18 protein-coding genes are annotated in these 16,072 nt (G+C 72.1%); 10 read left to right on the plus strand and 8 right to left on the minus strand.

What is annotated here, in order from left to right:
- Window positions 1–28: 28 nt before the first annotated feature.
- The gene (locus SROS_RS30380; protein ID WP_012892745.1) at window positions 29–922 is read right to left on the minus strand and encodes an aldo/keto reductase; all 894 of its coding nucleotides are present in this window, start codon (window positions 920–922) and stop codon (window positions 29–31) included.
- Window positions 923–933: 11 nt separating this feature from the next.
- The gene (locus SROS_RS30385) at window positions 934–1,848 is read right to left on the minus strand and encodes a Rossmann-fold NAD(P)-binding domain-containing protein (protein WP_012892746.1); all 915 of its coding nucleotides are present in this window, start codon (window positions 1,846–1,848) and stop codon (window positions 934–936) included.
- Between the two features lie 71 nt (window positions 1,849–1,919).
- Between SROS_RS30385 and SROS_RS30390 the strand changes: the two genes are divergently transcribed.
- Together SROS_RS30390 and SROS_RS30395 are read left to right on the plus strand one after the other, a co-directional pair.
- Window positions 1,920–2,834, plus strand: coding sequence for a LysR family transcriptional regulator (locus SROS_RS30390; protein WP_012892747.1), 915 nt, complete (start codon window positions 1,920–1,922; stop codon window positions 2,832–2,834).
- A 79-nt stretch (window positions 2,835–2,913) separates the two neighbouring features.
- Entirely contained in the window at window positions 2,914–3,888 is a 975-nt protein-coding gene (locus SROS_RS30395) for an aldo/keto reductase (protein ID WP_012892748.1), read from the plus strand.
- Window positions 3,889–3,943: 55 nt separating this feature from the next.
- Here SROS_RS30395 and SROS_RS30400 read toward each other — a convergent pair whose 3' ends face one another.
- From SROS_RS30400 to SROS_RS30415, 4 genes are all read right to left on the minus strand, one after another.
- Entirely contained in the window at window positions 3,944–4,216 is a 273-nt protein-coding gene (locus SROS_RS30400; protein ID WP_012892749.1) for a DUF6510 family protein, read from the minus strand.
- A gap of 43 nt (window positions 4,217–4,259) precedes the next feature.
- Window positions 4,260–5,012 (minus strand): ferredoxin reductase, encoded by a 753-nt coding sequence (locus SROS_RS30405; RefSeq protein ID WP_012892750.1) that lies wholly within the window; start codon window positions 5,010–5,012, stop codon window positions 4,260–4,262.
- Window positions 4,982–5,581, minus strand: a complete 600-nt coding sequence (locus SROS_RS30410) for a molybdopterin-dependent oxidoreductase (protein ID WP_043657077.1) — start codon at window positions 5,579–5,581, stop codon at window positions 4,982–4,984. Before SROS_RS30410 ends, SROS_RS30405 begins: the two co-directional genes overlap by 31 nt.
- A gap of 176 nt (window positions 5,582–5,757) precedes the next feature.
- A complete protein-coding gene (locus SROS_RS30415) occupies window positions 5,758–6,876 on the minus strand; it encodes an ROK family protein (RefSeq protein ID WP_012892752.1) in 1,119 nt (372 codons plus the stop codon).
- A gap of 128 nt (window positions 6,877–7,004) precedes the next feature.
- Here SROS_RS30415 and SROS_RS30420 point away from each other — a divergent pair, with 128 nt between their 5' ends.
- From SROS_RS30420 to SROS_RS30445, 6 genes are read left to right on the plus strand one after another with little or no spacing between them, the layout of a single operon-like run.
- Complete coding sequence (locus tag SROS_RS30420; RefSeq protein ID WP_012892753.1) at window positions 7,005–7,733, plus strand: amino acid ABC transporter ATP-binding protein; 729 nt, start codon at window positions 7,005–7,007, stop codon at window positions 7,731–7,733.
- A gap of 21 nt (window positions 7,734–7,754) precedes the next feature.
- Entirely contained in the window at window positions 7,755–8,672 is a 918-nt protein-coding gene (locus tag SROS_RS30425) for a glutamate ABC transporter substrate-binding protein (RefSeq protein WP_012892754.1), read from the plus strand.
- Window positions 8,672–9,316 (plus strand): amino acid ABC transporter permease, encoded by a 645-nt coding sequence (locus SROS_RS30430; protein WP_012892755.1) that lies wholly within the window; start codon window positions 8,672–8,674, stop codon window positions 9,314–9,316. Before SROS_RS30425 ends, SROS_RS30430 begins: the two co-directional genes overlap by 1 nt.
- Window positions 9,313–10,137, plus strand: coding sequence for an amino acid ABC transporter permease (locus SROS_RS30435; RefSeq protein ID WP_012892756.1), 825 nt, complete (start codon window positions 9,313–9,315; stop codon window positions 10,135–10,137). The genes SROS_RS30430 and SROS_RS30435 overlap by 4 nt, the downstream gene beginning before the upstream one ends.
- Complete coding sequence (locus SROS_RS30440) at window positions 10,130–11,110, plus strand: asparaginase (protein WP_012892757.1); 981 nt, start codon at window positions 10,130–10,132, stop codon at window positions 11,108–11,110. Before SROS_RS30435 ends, SROS_RS30440 begins: the two co-directional genes overlap by 8 nt.
- A complete protein-coding gene (locus tag SROS_RS30445) occupies window positions 11,107–11,853 on the plus strand; it encodes a copper homeostasis protein CutC (protein WP_012892758.1) in 747 nt (248 codons plus the stop codon). The genes SROS_RS30440 and SROS_RS30445 overlap by 4 nt, the downstream gene beginning before the upstream one ends.
- 78 nt (window positions 11,854–11,931) lie before the next feature.
- Here SROS_RS30445 and SROS_RS30450 read toward each other — a convergent pair whose 3' ends face one another.
- On the minus strand, window positions 11,932–12,324 hold the full coding sequence (locus SROS_RS30450) for a VOC family protein (protein WP_012892759.1): 393 nt from the start codon (window positions 12,322–12,324) through the stop codon (window positions 11,932–11,934).
- Window positions 12,325–12,588: 264 nt separating this feature from the next.
- Between SROS_RS30450 and polX the strand changes: the two genes are divergently transcribed.
- Window positions 12,589–14,271 (plus strand): DNA polymerase/3'-5' exonuclease PolX, encoded by a 1,683-nt coding sequence (gene polX / locus SROS_RS30455; protein WP_012892760.1) that lies wholly within the window; start codon window positions 12,589–12,591, stop codon window positions 14,269–14,271.
- A gap of 81 nt (window positions 14,272–14,352) precedes the next feature.
- Window positions 14,353–15,555 (plus strand): sulfite oxidase, encoded by a 1,203-nt coding sequence (locus tag SROS_RS30460; protein ID WP_012892761.1) that lies wholly within the window; start codon window positions 14,353–14,355, stop codon window positions 15,553–15,555.
- Between the two features lie 10 nt (window positions 15,556–15,565).
- Here the strand turns inward: SROS_RS30460 and SROS_RS30465 are convergent, their stop codons facing one another.
- The gene (locus tag SROS_RS30465; protein ID WP_012892762.1) at window positions 15,566–15,958 is read right to left on the minus strand and encodes a nuclear transport factor 2 family protein; all 393 of its coding nucleotides are present in this window, start codon (window positions 15,956–15,958) and stop codon (window positions 15,566–15,568) included.
- Window positions 15,959–16,072: the final 114 nt, after the last annotated feature.

Raw genomic sequence — 16,072 nt, forward strand, 5'->3', positions numbered from 1 at the left:
CCGGGGCCACCAAGATCGGGAGGTCCGGTCAGGATGTTCCGGCCGCCTCCAGCCGGGCGATCTCGTCCGCGCCGAGCGTCAGGCCGGCGGCGGCCGCGGAGTCACGGATCGTCTCGGGGCGGCTGGCCCCGGGGATCGGGATGACGGCCGGGGACCGGGCGATCAGCCAGGCGAGGCAGACCTGCTGCGGGCTCACGCCGTGCTCGCGTGCGACCGCGTGGAAGGCCGCGTACGCCGGGTCGGGCGCGCCGGGACGGGACCCGCCGTCGAGCGAGCTCCGGGAGATGCCGCCGAGCGGGCTCCAGGGCAGGAACGCGATGCCCAGCTCCTCGCACAGGCGCAGCTCCGGCTCGCCGGTGCGCAGGGCCGGGGAGAATCTGTTCTGCACCGATACCAGCCGGTCGCCGAGGATGTCGCGTGCCTGGCGGATCTGCCCGGTGTCGGCGTTGGAGACGCCGGCCATGCGGATCTTCCCCTCGTCGAGCAGCTCGGCCAGCGCGCCGACGGAGTCGGCCCAGGGGACGGCGGGGTCCGGCTTGTGGAGCTGGTACAGCCCGATCGCGTCGACGCCGAGCCGCCCGAGCGACGCCTCGCAGGCCCGCTTGAGGTGATCCGGCGAGCCGTCGACCGTCCACGAGCCGTCGCCCGGCCGGCCCCGGCCGCCCTTGGTCGCGACGAGCACCGCCCCGGCGCCGTCGCCGCGGGCGGCGAGCGCGCGGGCCACCAGCTCCTCGTTGTGGCCGGCCTCGCCCGCGTGCCAGTGGTAGGAGTCGGCGGTGTCGATCAGCGTGACGCCGGCGTCGAGCGCGGCGTGGATCGTGGCGACCGCGCGGTCCTCGTCCGGCCGTCCCTCGATCGACAGGGGCATGGCGCCCAACCCGACGGCGCCGACGGGGACGGCGCCGATGTGGCGAATACGCATGGCGGAGGACCTCACAGTGCTTCGGAGACGACGCCGGGCAGCCAGTCGCCGGTGTGCGAGAAGGCGAAGCCGAGCCGGCCCGCCCGGCCGTTGTCCATGCCGTAGTAGTGGCCGAAGGCGTACGGCGACGCCCCGGTGCCCCCGTCCGTCTCGTAGACCGGCCGTACCCCGAGGCGCGCCGCGATCCGCTCGCACAGCTCGATGACGTCGAACTCGCCGTGGGAGCGGGCGTTGACGGCACCGGTGAAGCCGGCGCCCGCCGCCCAGTACAGGAAATCGGCGATCTCCAGGTCGCGGATGAACGACGACGGGTGGTTCTCGCGGTGGACGGCGACGGGGCGGCCGGCGCGGACGCGCTCGACGTAGTGCTCCAGCCGCCCGGTGAAGTCGGCGGAGCCGCCGCCCATGACGTGACCGGAGCGGACCGCGGCGAACGGGAACGCGGCCTCGCGGGCGAAGACCGCCTCGGCCTGCCGCTTGCCCTCGCCGTACCGGGCCTCGCTGAACTCCCGGTCGTGCCAGGGCAGATCCAGGTCCACCGGCCACCGCAGCGGGTCGACGGCTTCCTCGGCCAGCGGGGCGCCCGGTACGGCCGCCGGAACGCCTCCTGCCGGGGCGTGGTCGTAGACCTCGATGGTCGAGGTCATCACATACCGCCCGGTGCGACCGGCGAAGACGCGCGCGGCGACGCCGGCCTGGCGCGGCGTGCCGCACACCTGGTCGACGACCACGTCGAAGTCACGGGTGCCCAGCGCCACGGTGAGCGCCCGCTCGTCGTCGCGGTCGGCCACGAGATGGGTGACTCCCGGCGGCGGCGCCTGCGTGCCCCGGTTGACGAGCGTGACATTGACTCCGGCGTCGCGCAGCCGCAGCACCAGGCGCCTGCCGAAGTAGCGGCTGCCGCCGATGACGCATACCTCTTTCATGCCCTTAAGCCTGTCCGTATACGGTCCTAAGCGGAAGTGGTGATCTGCTTAACCGGCTGTTAGGAAAACTGATGATCGACGTTCAGCGGCTGCGGATCCTGCGCGAGGTCGCCCTGCACGGCAGCTTCAGCGGAGCCGCCGCCGCGCTGCTGCTCACCCCGTCGGCCGTCTCCCAGCAGGTCGCCACCCTGGAGCGGACGCTCGGCGCGCCGGTGGTCCACCGCAGCACCCGCGGGGTGGTGCTCACCGAGCCGGGACGGCTGCTCGTCGAGGCGGCCGAGACGATCTCGGCCGAGCTGCGGCACACCCAGGATCGGATCGACCGGCTCACGACCGGGCGCACGACCCTGACGGTCGTGACGTTCACCAGCGGCGGCCGGTATCTGCTGCCCGCCGCGCTGGCCCGGTTCACGGCCGGCCACCCGGACGTCGAGCTGACCGTGCTGGAACGCGAACCGGAGGACAGCCTGCCGATGGTCCGCGAGGGGCGGGCCGACCTCGCGCTGGCCTACCACTTCGACGAGCCGCTGCCGATCCGGCCCGGCGACCGCTCCCGCCTGGCATGGACACCGCTGATGGACGACCCGATGTCCGTCGTGATGCCCGCCGGCCACGAGTTCGCCGGCCGCGCGTCGGTGGACCTGGCCGAGGTCGCCGCCGAGCGGTGGGTGATGGGCTGTCTCAAGACCGGCGCGTTCCTGCACCGCTACGCCACGCTCGCCGGTTTCGAGCTGCGCGTCTCGGCCAGCACCACCGACTACTTCTTCGCCCAGGTGCTGGTCGCCGCCGGGGTCGGCATCGCGCTGATCCCCCAGGTGGCGCTGCAGCCGTCCGCGGAGCTGGCCGTCGTGCCGATCAGGCCGCCCCGGCCCGCCCGGTACGTCGGCGTGGCCGTCGCGCACCGGCGCCTGGCGGAGCCGCACGTCGCCGGGCTCGCCGACGCGCTGCGCCTGGCCGTGCCCGGCGCCCCGGCCGCGCGGCCTTGAGCGGCTCCCCCGCTGGCCTCACCGCCGGGACCACCGGCCGTAGGCTGGGCCCTGGCAGCAGAGATCGGGAGGTTTCACCATGGAATACGTGCGTCTGGGATCCACCGGCATGAAGGTGTCGAGGATCTGTCTCGGCATGATGAGCTACGGCGACCCCGCCAAGTGGAGCGAGTGGGTTCTCGACGAGGCCGCGGCGGAGCCGATCGTGCGCCGGGCCGCCGACGCGGGGGTGACCTTCTTCGACACCGCCGACGTCTACTCCGCCGGCAGCAGCGAGGAGGTCACCGGCAACCTGCTCCGCGGGATCTTCCCCGACCGGGACGACTACGTGCTGGCCACCAAGGTGTTCTTCCCGCTGGGCGAGGGCGTCAACGACCGCGGCCTGTCGCGCAAGCACATCCACTCCGCGATCGACGGCTCGCTGCGCCGCCTCGGCACCGACCACGTGGACCTCTACCAGATCCACCGCTGGGACCACGAGACCCCGATCGAGGAGACCATGGAGGCCCTGCACGAGGTGGTCCGCGCGGGCAAGGCCCGCTACCTCGGCGCCTCCAGCATGAGCGCCTGGCAGTTCGCCAAGGCCCAGCACGTGGCCGAGGTCAACGGCTGGACGAAGTTCGTGACCATGCAGAACCACTACAACCTGCTCTACCGCGAGGAGGAGCGGGAGATGAACCCGCTCTGCGCCGACCAGGGTGTGGGGCTGATCCCGTGGAGCCCGCTGGCCCGGGGCCTGCTCGCCCGCGCCGGTTCCGACGCGGAGACCACCCGCGCCGACAGCGACGGGCGCATCGGCGCCCTCTACACCGACGCCGACAACGACCGCCTGATCCTCGGCCGGGTCGCCCAGGTGGCCAGGGAGCGCGAGGTCCCGCCGGCTCAGGTGGCGCTGTCCTGGCTGCTCCACCAGCCGGGCGTCACCGCCCCGATCACCGGCGCGACGAAGGACAGGCACGTCGACGACGCCGTCGCCGCGGTGGATCTGGAGCTGACGGACAAGGAGCTGGCCTTCCTCGCCGAGCCGTACCGCCCGCGCGCCGTCGCCCACTGACGCCGGCCGGTTGCGGCCGGGACCAGGTACGGCGGGCGCGCCGGTCCCGGCCCGATCAGGTGCCGTCGGGCAGCGCGAACTGCAGGCACGTCAGCCCGCGCATGTCCAGCCATGCCCGCCCCGGGCCCCGGACCAGCCGGAACAGGACGGCGTCGCAGCCGGGGCAGCGGCCCACCAGGCCCGGGGCGCGGGTGTAGAGGTACGACTCGGCCAGGGCGAGGCTCCGCGAGCAGTTCGAGCACTGGCCGGCGGCCGAGGTCAGGTCGACGGCGAACACCTCGCGCAGGGCTCCTCCGGCGGCGTTGCCGTCGAGGCGGTTGTCGGTCATCGGGACTCCTTCGGCGTGGAGGTCGCGGATCCCGGCGGGGAGGTCACGGCCGTCCCCCGCCGGGTCCGAAACGTTCGGTGCGGATGCGGGCCGGGTCGTGGCCGGCGGCGACCAGCAGGTCCGCGACGGTCTCGACGAAGCCGGTCGGGCCGCAGACGTAGCAGGCCGGAGCCAGCTCCGGCACCCAGGCGCTCTCGGCCAGCAGGCCGGCGTCGACCCGGCCCGGTGGGAGCGGCCAGCCCTCCGGCACCCGGCGGGTGTAGGCGTAGGTGACGTCCACGCCGGATCCGTCCTGCGACGCGCCGCGCAGCTCGTCGCGGTAGAGCACCGCCTCGGGGTCGCGCGCGGAGTACAGCAGCCGGAACGGCGCCGCGCCCGCCGCGCGGGAGCGGATCATCGCCATGAGCGGGACGGCGCCGGAGCCGCCCGCGACCAGCTGGACCGGCTCCGGCGCCCCGGGGCGCCAGACGAACCAGCCGCCGATCGGGCCGCGCAGCTCCAGCGGGTCTCCCGCGGAGAGGACCCGCGTGAGGTAGGGGGACACCTCGCCGTCGGGCAGCGACTCGACGGTCAGCTCCAGGTGGTCCCCCCGGGGCGCCGAGGCGATGGAGTAGGAGCGCTGGGTGGAGTAGCCGTCGGGCGCGGTGAGCCGTACGTCGACGTGCTGGCCCGCCAGGTGGCCTGGCCAGCCGGGCACGTCCAGGGCGATCGTGCGCGCGGTCGGGGTCTCGTCACGGACGGCGGCGACCGTGGCGACCCGCCAGGTCAGTCGCCCCAGTACCGTTGCTCGCGCCACGGGTCTCCGTAGTTGTGGTAGCCGACGCTCTCCCAGAAGCCGGGGTGGTCCTCGTTGAGGAGCCGGATGGCGCTCACCCACTTGGCGCTCTTCCAGAGGTACAGGTGCGGCACGAGCAGCCGGGCGGGCCCGCCGTGCTCGGGGGTGAGGTCCTCGCCGTCGTAGCGGACGGCGATCCACGCCTGCCCGTCGAGCAGGTCCTCCAGGGGCAGGTTGGTGGTGTAGCCGCCGTAGGAGTACGCCAGGGCGTACTCCGCCGAGGTCTCCACCCCGGCGAGCAGGGTGTCGAGCGAGACCCCCTCCCAGGCGGTGGCGAGCTTGGACCACTTGGTGACGCAGTGCAGGTCCACCGTGAACCGCTCGGCGGGCAGGGCGGTCAACCCGGCCCAGTCCCAGTGGTGGACGGCGCCGGTCTCGGTCGTGACGGTGAGGTTCCAGCTCTCCTTGGGGACGTGCGGCGTGGGGCCCGCCGAGAGCACCGGGAAGTCCTCGGTGAGGTACTGCCCGGGCGGCAGGTCCGGGGCGCCGCCGCGACGGCGGCCGGAGAATCCCGGCGAGACGATGCCGATGACGCTCACCTCCTGGCCTCAGAGAGGTCGACGCGGCCGTGATCCGCAGGTCGGGCGCATCACGTGCATACATCCGATCCCATCACACCCGCCCGCTCCGGACTCCGCCGGGCGGCCCCGTCCGGGCGGGCGGCGTCCGGGCGGGCGGGCGGAGGACTCCGCCGCGCCGGCCCCGCTCAGCTCAGGACGGCGTCCAGGAGCAGGGATCCGGCGCCGAGCAGCGCCGCGTCGGGGCCCGCGCGGGTGACGGCGATCTCCAGGTCGCGGGTGGCCAGCGGCAGGCACCGTTCGTAGACGGCGGCGCGGATCGACGAGATCAGCGGCTCGGCCGTGGACAGGCTGCCGCCGACCACGATGGCGTCGGGGTTGAGGAAGTTCACCAGGACGGTGAGCACCTCGCCGATGAGGCGTCCGGCGTTCCTGACCAGGGCGGTGGCCTCGGGCACGCCGTCGTTGACGGCGGCGACGACGTCGGCGGGCCGCCCCACCGCGATGCCCTGCTCGGTCAGGGCGCTCATCAGCGCCGCCCCGCTGGCGTAGGCCTCCAGGCAGTCGGGGTGGCCGCAGGAGCACACGACGGAGGAGTCGGTCCTGACCCGGACGTGGCTGATGTCGCCGGCCGCACCCCTCCCCCGGTGCAGGCGGCCGTCGACGATCACGCCGCACCCTATGCCGCTGCCGGCTTTCAGCACCATGAGGTTGTCGCAGCCGGGCCACGCGCGGGCCTCGCCGACGGCCATGAGGTTGGCGTCGTTCTCGACGAGCACCGGCAGGTCGTAGCGCGCGCCGAGGTGCTCGGCGACGGGGAAGTTGTTCCAGCCTGGCATGCGCGAGGGGGAGACCACGCGGCCGCTGGCGGGGTCGACGGGCCCGGGGATGCCGGTGCCGACCCCGCGCAGGGGGACGCCGGGCGGGCCGTGGGCCAGCAGCAGCTCGTCGAAGGAGGCCGCCATCCACTCCAGGGTCTCCTCCGGGCCCAGCGCGATGTCGCAGGGGCGCTCCTCGACGACCAGCGGGGTGCCGCTGAGGTCGAGCAGGCCGAGACGGGCGTGGTGCGCTCCGAGGTCGGCCACCGCGAGCAGCCCGGCGGTGGGGCTGACGCGCAGCCGCCGGGGCCGCCGCCCGCCACGGGAGGTGCCCGACCCCTCCTCCACGAGCAGCCCGGTGCCGATCAGCTCCTCGACCCGCAGGGAGACGCTCGACGCCGCCAGGCCGGACAGGCGTGCCAGCTCGGCGCGCGACTCGGCGTGGCCGGTGGCGACGAGACGCAGGAGATCGCCTTGGGCCCCCCGCACGGGCAACCTCTCTTTGCCTGACATGAACAGAGGAATACCACGTCTGTACTTACTACGGCAATGTGTTGACTTCGCCCAGAATCATCCATTACGTTCCGGTTTATCTTCGATTTCGAAGGAAGACGGCAATGATTCAGGTGCAAGGGCTGAACAAATGGTTCGGCGATCATCACGTGCTGCGCGACATCGACCTTGAGGTGGCGCAGGGCGAGGTCGTCGTGGTGATCGGCCCCTCCGGGTCCGGCAAGTCCACGCTGTGTCGCTGCCTCAACCGGCTGGAGACCGCGGGCTCGGGCGACATCCTCATCGACGGCGTCCCGGCCCCCGTGGAGGGCCGCGAGCTGGCCCGGCTCCGGGCCGACGTCGGCATGGTCTTCCAGTCGTTCAACCTCTTCCAGCACAAGAGCGTGCTGGAGAACGTCATGCTCGCGCCGGTGAAGGTGCGCGGCGTCAGCCGTACCGAGGCGGAGAGCACCGCCCGGCAGCTGCTGGCGCGCGTCGGCATCGCCGAGCAGGCCGGCAAGCTGCCCGCGCAGCTCTCGGGCGGCCAGCAGCAGCGGGCGGCCATCGCCCGCGCGCTGGCCATGCGGCCCAAGGTGATGCTCTTCGACGAGCCCACCTCGGCGCTCGACCCCGAGATGGTCGGCGAGGTCCTGGACGTGATGGTCCAGCTCGCCGCCGACGGCATGACCATGGTCGTGGTCACCCACGAGATGGGCTTCGCCCGCAGGGCCGCCGACCGCGTGGTGTTCATGGACGGCGGCCAGATCGTCGAGACGGCCGAGCCGAACGCCTTCTTCGAAGCTCCCAAGACGGACCGGGCCAGGGACTTCCTGGCCAAAGTACTCACACACTGATCGCAAAGGATGGTGGGCCCGATGGTGTCCATGAAGCGGATGGCCGCTGTCGCCGCCGTGTCGATGGTCGGCCTCTCGGCCTGTGCCGGCACGGATTCGGCCAGCCCGGCGGTGCCCGGCGAGGCCAAGGGCGGTGACCTGTTCGCCAAGGCGCCGGTGGCGGCCGCCGCCGACATCCTGCCCGGCTCCACGATGGAGAAGATCAAGCAGCGCGGCGAGCTGATCGTCGGCGGGTCGCTCGACGCCCCGCTGCTGTCGCAGCAGAACCCGACGACCGGCGAGGTCGAGGGGTTCGACGCGGACATGGGCAAGGCGCTCGCCAAGTACATCATCGGCGAGCCCAAGGTGAAGATCGTCAACTCGGCGTCGGAGACCCGTGAGGCGCTGCTGAGCAACGGCACCGTGGACGTCGTCTTCCAGACCTACACGATCACGCCGGAGCGGGCCAAGCAGGTCGCCTTCGCCGGGCCGTACTACTCCTCGGGCCTGAGCCTCGCGGTCAGGAAGGGCACGGCGGGCATCGCCAAGCCTGAGGACCTGAACGGCAAGACCGTCATCGCCGGGGCCAACACCCCGGCCATCCCGGCGATCAAGAAGCTCGCGCCGCAGGCGAAGATCGTGACGTTCGGCAGCGACCCCGAGTGCATGCAGGCGCTCAAGCAGGAGCGCGGCGACGTCTACGTCCAGGACGAGATGCTCCTGGTCGCCAACGCCCAGAAGGACCCCTCGGTCCAGGTCGTCGGGCAGCCCTTCACGACCGACCCGTACGGCATCGGCCTCAAGCACGGTGACGAGCAGTTCAAGAAGTTCGTCAACGACTGGCTGAAGAAGATCCAGGGTGACGGCCTCTGGCAGCAGACCTGGAAGAACTCCATCGGCACGGTCGTGCAGGGCGAGGCGCCCACCCCGCCGCAGATCGGATCGGTTCCGGGCTCCTGATGTCGGCGATCCTTGATCACCTGCCCGAGTTCTGGGAAGGCCTGATCGTCACCCTCCAGCTCACCGCGGCGTCGTTCCTCGGCGCCGCGGTGGTGGGACTGGTGATCACGGCCATGCGGGTCAGCCCGGTCGGCGTGCTGCGCGGGATCGGCACGGCCTACGTGGAGACCTTCCAGAACCTGCCCCTGCTGGTGCTGCTGGTGCTCGCCGTCTTCGGCCTGCCGGAGATCGGGATCAAGGCCGACCTGCTGGTCACGGCCATCGTGGTCATCGCGCTCTACGAGGCCGCCTACATCGCCGAGGCGCTGCGCTCGGGCGTCAACGCCGTCTCCGCCGGGCAGGGTGAGGCGGCCCGCGCGCTCGGGCTCACCTTCGGCCAGTCCCTGCGTCACGTGATCCTGCCGCAGGCGCTGCGCACGGTGATCCAGCCGCTGGGCAACATCTTCATCGCGCTGACGATGAACACCTCTCTGGCGGCCGCGATCGGCGTGGTCGACCTGACCGCCGCGGCCAACCGGGTGAACCTCATGGAGGCCCAGCCCATCCCGATCTTCGTCGGGGCGGGCCTGGCCTACGCGCTGATCGCCGCCTGTGCCGGGTTCGTCACCGGGCGGCTCGAACGACGGCTGGTGATGGTCCGATGAGCAACCTGCTCTTCGACGAGCCCGGGCCGCGCGCCCGCCGCAGGATCCGCGTCGCGACCGTGGTGGGGGCGGTCGCGGTGCTCGGCCTGCTGGCGCTGGCCGTACGGCAGTTCGCCGCCAACGGCCAGCTCGACGCCGACCGCTGGCAGCCGTACGCGACGTGGCCGATGTGGCGCTACCTGCTCGACGGGCTCTGGTCCACCGTGCTGGCGGCGGTCGTGTCGGCCGCGCTCGCGATGGCGGCCGGGCTGGCGCTGGCCCTGGGCCGGCTGTCCCGGCGGCGCTGGGTGCGCCTGCCCGCCGCCGCGTACGTGGAGGTCGTGCGCACCGTCCCGGCGCTGCTGCTGGTCTACGTCGTGCTGTTCGCGCTGCCCCGCTACGGGCTGGACCTGCCGCTGTTCTGGAAGCTCGTGGTGCCGCTGGCGATCTCGAACGCGGCGGCGTTCGCGGAGATCTTCCGGGCCGGGATCCTGTCCGTCGAGCGCGGCCAGAGCGAGGCGGGCCTGGCCGTCGGGCTCACCCACGGCCAGACCATGCGCATGATCGTGCTGCCGCAGGCGGCCCGGCGCGTGCTGCCCTCGATCGTCAGCCAGTCGGTCGGCCTGCTGAAGGACACCTCGCTGGGCTTCGTGGTCAGCTACGCCGAGCTGCTCTACAGCGGCAAGGTCCTGGCGACCTACAACGGCCTGCTCATCCAGACCTACATCGTCGTCGCGCTGGTCTACCTGGTGGTCAACGCGTCGCTGTCCAAACTCGCCCGCACCCTCGAAGCCCGCCAACCGCGAGCCCACCGACCGCGAAGGAGACTCGCCCGTGCCTGAACTCGTCCCGCTCACCGGGGGAGGTTCCGGATACGTCCCGCTCGCGGAGGTGGTCCGCTCCGGATTCACCGAGAGCGTGCACTTCGGCAGCGCCGTCGCCCTCGCGCCCGACGGCGGCACGGCCGTCGCCCTCGGCCGGGTCGACGCCCCGGTGCTGCCGCGCTCGTCGGCCAAGCCGTTCCAGGCGCTCGCGTGCCTGCTGTCCGGAGCCGACCTGCACGGCCCGCGCCTGGCCATCGCCGCCGGCAGCCACACGGGTGAGGACTTCCACGTACGGCTGGTCGCCGAGATGCTCGGCGAGGCGGGACTCGGCTTCGACGCCCTCGGCTGCCCCGCCGACTGGCCGGAGGACGAGGCCACCCGGCACGCGCTGATCCGCGGCGGTCTGACGGCGTCGCGCGAGCGGATGAACTGCTCGGGCAAGCACGCCGCGATGCTCGCCGCGTCCGTGGCCTCCGGCTGGGAGGCCGGCTCCTACCTCGACCCCGGCCATCCCGTGCAGCAGCGGGTCCGCGGCGTGGTCGAGGAGCTGTCGGGAGAGAAGACGGCCCACGTCGCCGTCGACGGGTGCGGCGCCCCGCTGTTCGGGCTGTCGCTGACCGGGCTGGCGCGGGCCGTACAGGGACTGGTCCTCGCCGCGCCCGGGACGGCGCCGCGGGCGGTCGGCGACGCGATGCGCGAGTATCCCGAGTACGTCGGCGGGACCGGCCACGTCAACACCTCCCTGATGCGGGCGCTGCCCGGGGCGGTGGCCAAGGGCGGCGCCGAGGGCGTGCTCGTCGTCGCGCTGGCCGACGGGCACGCGGCGGCGGTCAAGGTCATCGACGGGAGCCCGCGGGCCACGAGCGCGATCGCGCTGGCCGCCCTCCGGGCGGCGGGGGGCGACGTCGCGGCGGCCGGGGAGTTCGCGAGTGTTCCGGTGCTGGGCGGGGGCGTCCCGGTCGGCGAGATCCACGCTTTGGGGGAAAAATGAGCCTTACCTATGAGATCTGCATCGACAGCACGGCGGGCGCGCTGGCGGCCGAGCAGGCCGGGGCGCACCGGGTCGAGCTGTGCTCGGCCCTCTTCGAGGGCGGTCTCACCCCGACCCTCGGCACCGTCGAGGCGACCCTCGCCGCGGTCTCGTCGATCCGCGTCCACGTGATCATCCGTCCCCGTGGCGGTGACTTCATCTACGACGAGTACGAGATCGCGGCCATGGAGCGCGACGTGGCGGCAGTCCGGGAGGCGGGCGCGCAGGGCGTGGTGATCGGGGTGCTGACGCCGTCGGGCGAGGTGGACGTCGAGGTGGCCAAGCGGCTGATCGGCGCCGCCGGAGGACTCTCCGTCACCTTCCACCGGGCCTTCGACATGACCGCCGACCCGTTCGCCGCCCTCGACACGCTCGCCTCGCTGGGAGTCGACCGGGTGCTCACCTCCGGCCAGGACGTCACCGCGCTGGAGGGGGCGCCGCTGATCGCGTCCCTGGTCGAGCGGGCGGGCGACGGACTGATCGTCATGCCCGGCGGCGGCATCACGCCCCGCAACGTGAGCCGCGTGGTGGCGGCGACGGGGGTCAAGGAGATCCACTTCGCCGCTCTCGTGGACGCGCCCAGCCCCGCCGTCCACCGCAACCCCCACCCGTTCATGGGCGGTGAGCTGCGCCAGCCCGAGTACGCCCGCCTGGTCACCTCCCCGGGCCTGGTCTCCGAGGTGATCACCGCCTCGGGGGCCTGACCGGCCCGCCCTGCCCTGCCCTGCCCGCACCGGCCGGCCGGCCGGAGAAGATGCTTGACCCGGCCGGCCCGGGTGCGGTCACTCGTCCGTGACGTACGGGTGGGTGAGGAATTCGAGGGAGTGCCCGTCGGGGTCGTCGACGTATACGCCCCGGCCGCGGTGGCGGTGGTTGATCTGCTGGGGCTCCGTATGGCCCGGATCGCCCCAGTGGGGCAGCCCGCGATCGGTGATCCGGGCGTAGATCTCGTCGAACTCGTCCTCGGCGACCAGGAAGGCCAGGTGCTGCATGACGATCCGGTCGGAGGCGACGATGGAGTCCGCGTAGTCCACGGTCACACCGTTGGCGAGAGGGACGGCGGCGAACGGCCCGTAGGCCCGGGGCTCGGGCGCGCCGAGCAGGCCGGTGAGGAAGCGGGCGGAGGCGAAACGGTCACTGCTGTGCACGATGGTGTGGTCGAGCTGCGCTGGCATGGAACCTCCCGGTTGTCAGCCTCGAAGCCGACATGGAACCTCCCGGTTGTCAGCCTCGAAATGGCCTTGCCCCTCTGACGTTACGGCCGGGACCCGCCTCCGGCATCGGACCTTCGGCCTACGTCCGAGGGCGCGCCGGATCCGGGGCCGGGCCGCCGCGGAGGATCGGCCCGCGGCGCACCCGGGCCCGAGAACGTCCGGACCACGGTCCGCTCCCCCGGACCGGCCCGGGAAAACGTCGGTGCGATCTTCTACGCTGGGCCCATGGCACGAGCTAATGACACTGTGGCCGCCGCCCTGGAGGAATACGCCGAGCTGTTCGCGATGACGGGCGGCGACGCGTTCCGGGTGCGCAGCTACCAGAAGGCCGCCAAGGCGATCGCGGGATTCCCCGAGGACATCGCGGCCACGGCCGTGCGGAGCGTGCCGGGGGTGGGCGAGGCGATCGCCAAGAAGGTCGAGGAATACCTGGAGAGGGGGAGTTTCCGCCAGCTCGACGACCTGCGCGGGAAGGTCCCCGGCGGGGTGCGGAGGCTGACCCGGATCGCCTCGCTCGGGCCGAAGAAGGCCGTCTTCCTCTTCCAGGAGCTCGGCATCGACTCCCCCGAGGCCCTCGCCGAGGCCATCGGGCAGGGGCGGCTCAAGGGGCTGAAGGGCTTCGGCCCCAAGACCGAGGAGAACCTGCTCAGGGGCATCGAGCAGCTGGAGCGGACCAGCGCCAGGGTGCACACCGGCGTGGCCATGGACCTGGCCGAGCGGATCATCGCCTCGCTGTCCGCCGAGCGGATCGCCTACGCCGGGTCGCTGCGCCGGATGAAGGACACCATCGGCGACATCGACATCCTCGCCGTCGGCCCGGCGAGCCTGATGGACGACTTCAAGAGCCGGCCGTACGTCGCGGAGGTCATCGCCTCGGGCGAGAAGAAGACCTCGATCCGCACCACCGAGGGCATCCAGGTGGACCTGCGCGTGGTCCCGGCCGAGTCGTGGGGCGCCGCGATGCAGTATTTCACCGGCTCCAAGGAGCACAACGTGCACCTGCGCGAGATCACGGTGAAGAAGGGCTGGAAGCTCTCCGAATACGGCCTGTTCGACGGCGATCGGGTGATCGCGGCCGAGCGCGAGGAGGACATCTACCAGGCGCTCGGCATGCCGTGGATCCCGCCGCCGCTGCGCGAGGACGGCGGGGAGATCACCGCCGCCCTCAGGGGCGAGCTGCCCGCGCTCGTCACCCTGGACGACATCCGGGGCGACCTGCACACCCACACCGACCTGACCGACGGCATCGCCTCGCTGGAGGACATGGTCGCCGCGGCCCGCGCACGCGGCCACTCCTACTACGCCGTGACCGACCACGCACCCGACCTGGCGATGCAGCGGATGACGCTGGACAAGGCGCTGGAGCAGCGCGAGCGGCTCCAGCGGCTCCAGGCGAGCCACCCGGATATGAGGCTGCTGCACGGCACCGAGCTCAACATCGCCCCCGACGGCTCGGTCGACTGGCCGGCCGAGGTCCTGGCGGGCTTCGACGTGTGCGTGGCGAGCGTGCACTCGCACTTCACCCAGTCACGCGAGGAGATGACCCGCCGGTTCATCGCCGCGTGCGAGAACCCGCACGTGCACATCATCGGCCACCCCACCACCCGCAAGATCGGCGGGCGTCCGCCGGTGGACGCCGACTGGGAGGCGGTGTTCCGCGCCGCCGCCCGCACCGGCACCGCGATGGAGATCGACTCCTTCCCCGACCGCTCCGACCTCCCCTCCGACCTGGCCCGGCTGGCGCGCCACCACGGCGTGAAGTTCTCCATCGACAGCGACGCCCACGCGGTGCCCCACCTGGACAACCAGCGGTTCGGCATCGGCATCGCCCAGCGCGCCTGGCTGACCGCCGACGACGTGATCAACACCTGGCCGCTGGAACGGCTGCTAACCTTTCTGGGTCGCTGAGAGTCACAAAAGCGTCACCCCCCTTCGCAAATTACATGCTTTTTTGGTAGGAAATAGATGTAAGGGAAGGAGAGGCGCCGCATGCCGTACGAGGACCTGAACGACGAGGCCGTCTACCAGCGCACCCGCGCCGAGCAACTGGCCCGGGGCAGGCGCGACCGGCTCCGGCTCGCGGCCGTCGACGGGGAGCCGGTGGAGGGCACCCCGGGGATCGTCAAGCCGCTGCCGCCGGAGACCTTCATCGCCCACGGCACCAACGCCGAGATGCGCTGGGAGGCGATGCGCGACGTCGGCTACCACGTTCCCAACGACCGTTTCTTCGTGCGCAACCACACCTCGACCCCGATCATCGACGCCGCGACCTGGCGGCTGGAGCTGCACGGCGCGGGGCTGCGCAACCCCCGCGGCTTCAGCTATGAGGAGCTTCTCGCGCTGCCCGCGGTGACCCAGGACGTGGCGATCGAGTGCGCGGGCAACGGGCGGAGCTTCTTCGCCGCCCAGCAGGGCGAGGAGATCTCCGGAACGCCCTGGCGGCTGGGCGGCATCGGGGTGGCCCGCTGGCGTGGGGTGCCGCTGGCCACGGTGCTGGAACGGGCCGGGCTCACCCCCGACGCCGTCGACGTCATGCCGCGCGGGCTCGACGCCGGCTACGTGACCGGCGGGGTCGACTACGGCCGGGTCCGCCGCCCGATCCCGGTGTCCAAGGCGCTCAAGGACGTCATCCTCGCCTACGAGATGAACGACCAGCCGCTGCCGCCCGACCACGGCCACCCGGTGCGGCTGATCGTCCCCTCCTGGATCGGGCTGGCCTCGATCAAGTGGGTGGGCGACATCGAGGTCTCCACCTCACCGCTGGCCTCGCCGTGGAACACCGAGTTCTACCGGATGTTCGGCGACGCCTACCCGCCCGAGGGCGGTGTCCCGCTGACCGCCCAGGGGATCAGGAGCGCCTTCGAGCTGCCCTGGGACGCCACGCTGGCGGCCGGGCGCCCGCACGTGCTGCACGGGCGGGCATGGTCGGGCAACGGCCGGATCGCCGGAGTGGAGGTGAGCTTCGACGGCGGCGACACCTGGCGGCGCGCCCACCTCCGCGGCCCGCACGTCGTGCCGGCCTGGACCCGCTGGCACATCACCTGGAACCCCCAGCGGACCGGCCCGCACACCCTGCTCGCCCGGGCCACCGACGAGACGGGCGCGGTCCAGCCCCTGCGGGCCACGCACAACGACTACGGCTACCTCTTCGACGCCGTCGTGCGCCATCCCGTGACCGTCGTGAACGGATGATCGAAGCCGCTCATCCGCCCAGCGCCTCCTGCTGGATGCGATCGAACTGCGCGCCCATGGCCTCGGACAGCGCGGTAGCGGCTGACAGCGGTCGCACCATGACAGTGAGCTCGTCGATCAGACCGTCCTCGTTCAGGTGCAGGAAGTCGCAGCCGTGCACCACGCGGCCTTTCACCTTGGCCGTGAAGACCAGCGCGTGGTCACGGCCATCCACATTCACGATCTCCCGGACGTACTGGAAGTCCTCGAACACCCGCGCTGCCCCGCGCAGAAACGCCGCGGTGACCGCCTTGCCCGGATACGGCTTGAACGCTATCGGGCTGGTGAACACCACGTCGTCGGCGAACAGCGCCTCGGCCGCCGCCAGATCGCCGTTCTCCACAGCCTGCCGGAAGGGATGCATGACCTCACCCACTACTCAATTCATTGACTAGGTGCGAGAGATGCTAGCCATGCCGAGCCACGCGATCCATGAGTGCCGCCTGTGGTCATAGTCACATAGTTGATTAATGGCATA

This window comes from Streptosporangium roseum DSM 43021, from assembly GCF_000024865.1.
Taxonomy (GTDB): Bacteria; Actinomycetota; Actinomycetes; order Streptosporangiales; family Streptosporangiaceae; genus Streptosporangium; species Streptosporangium roseum.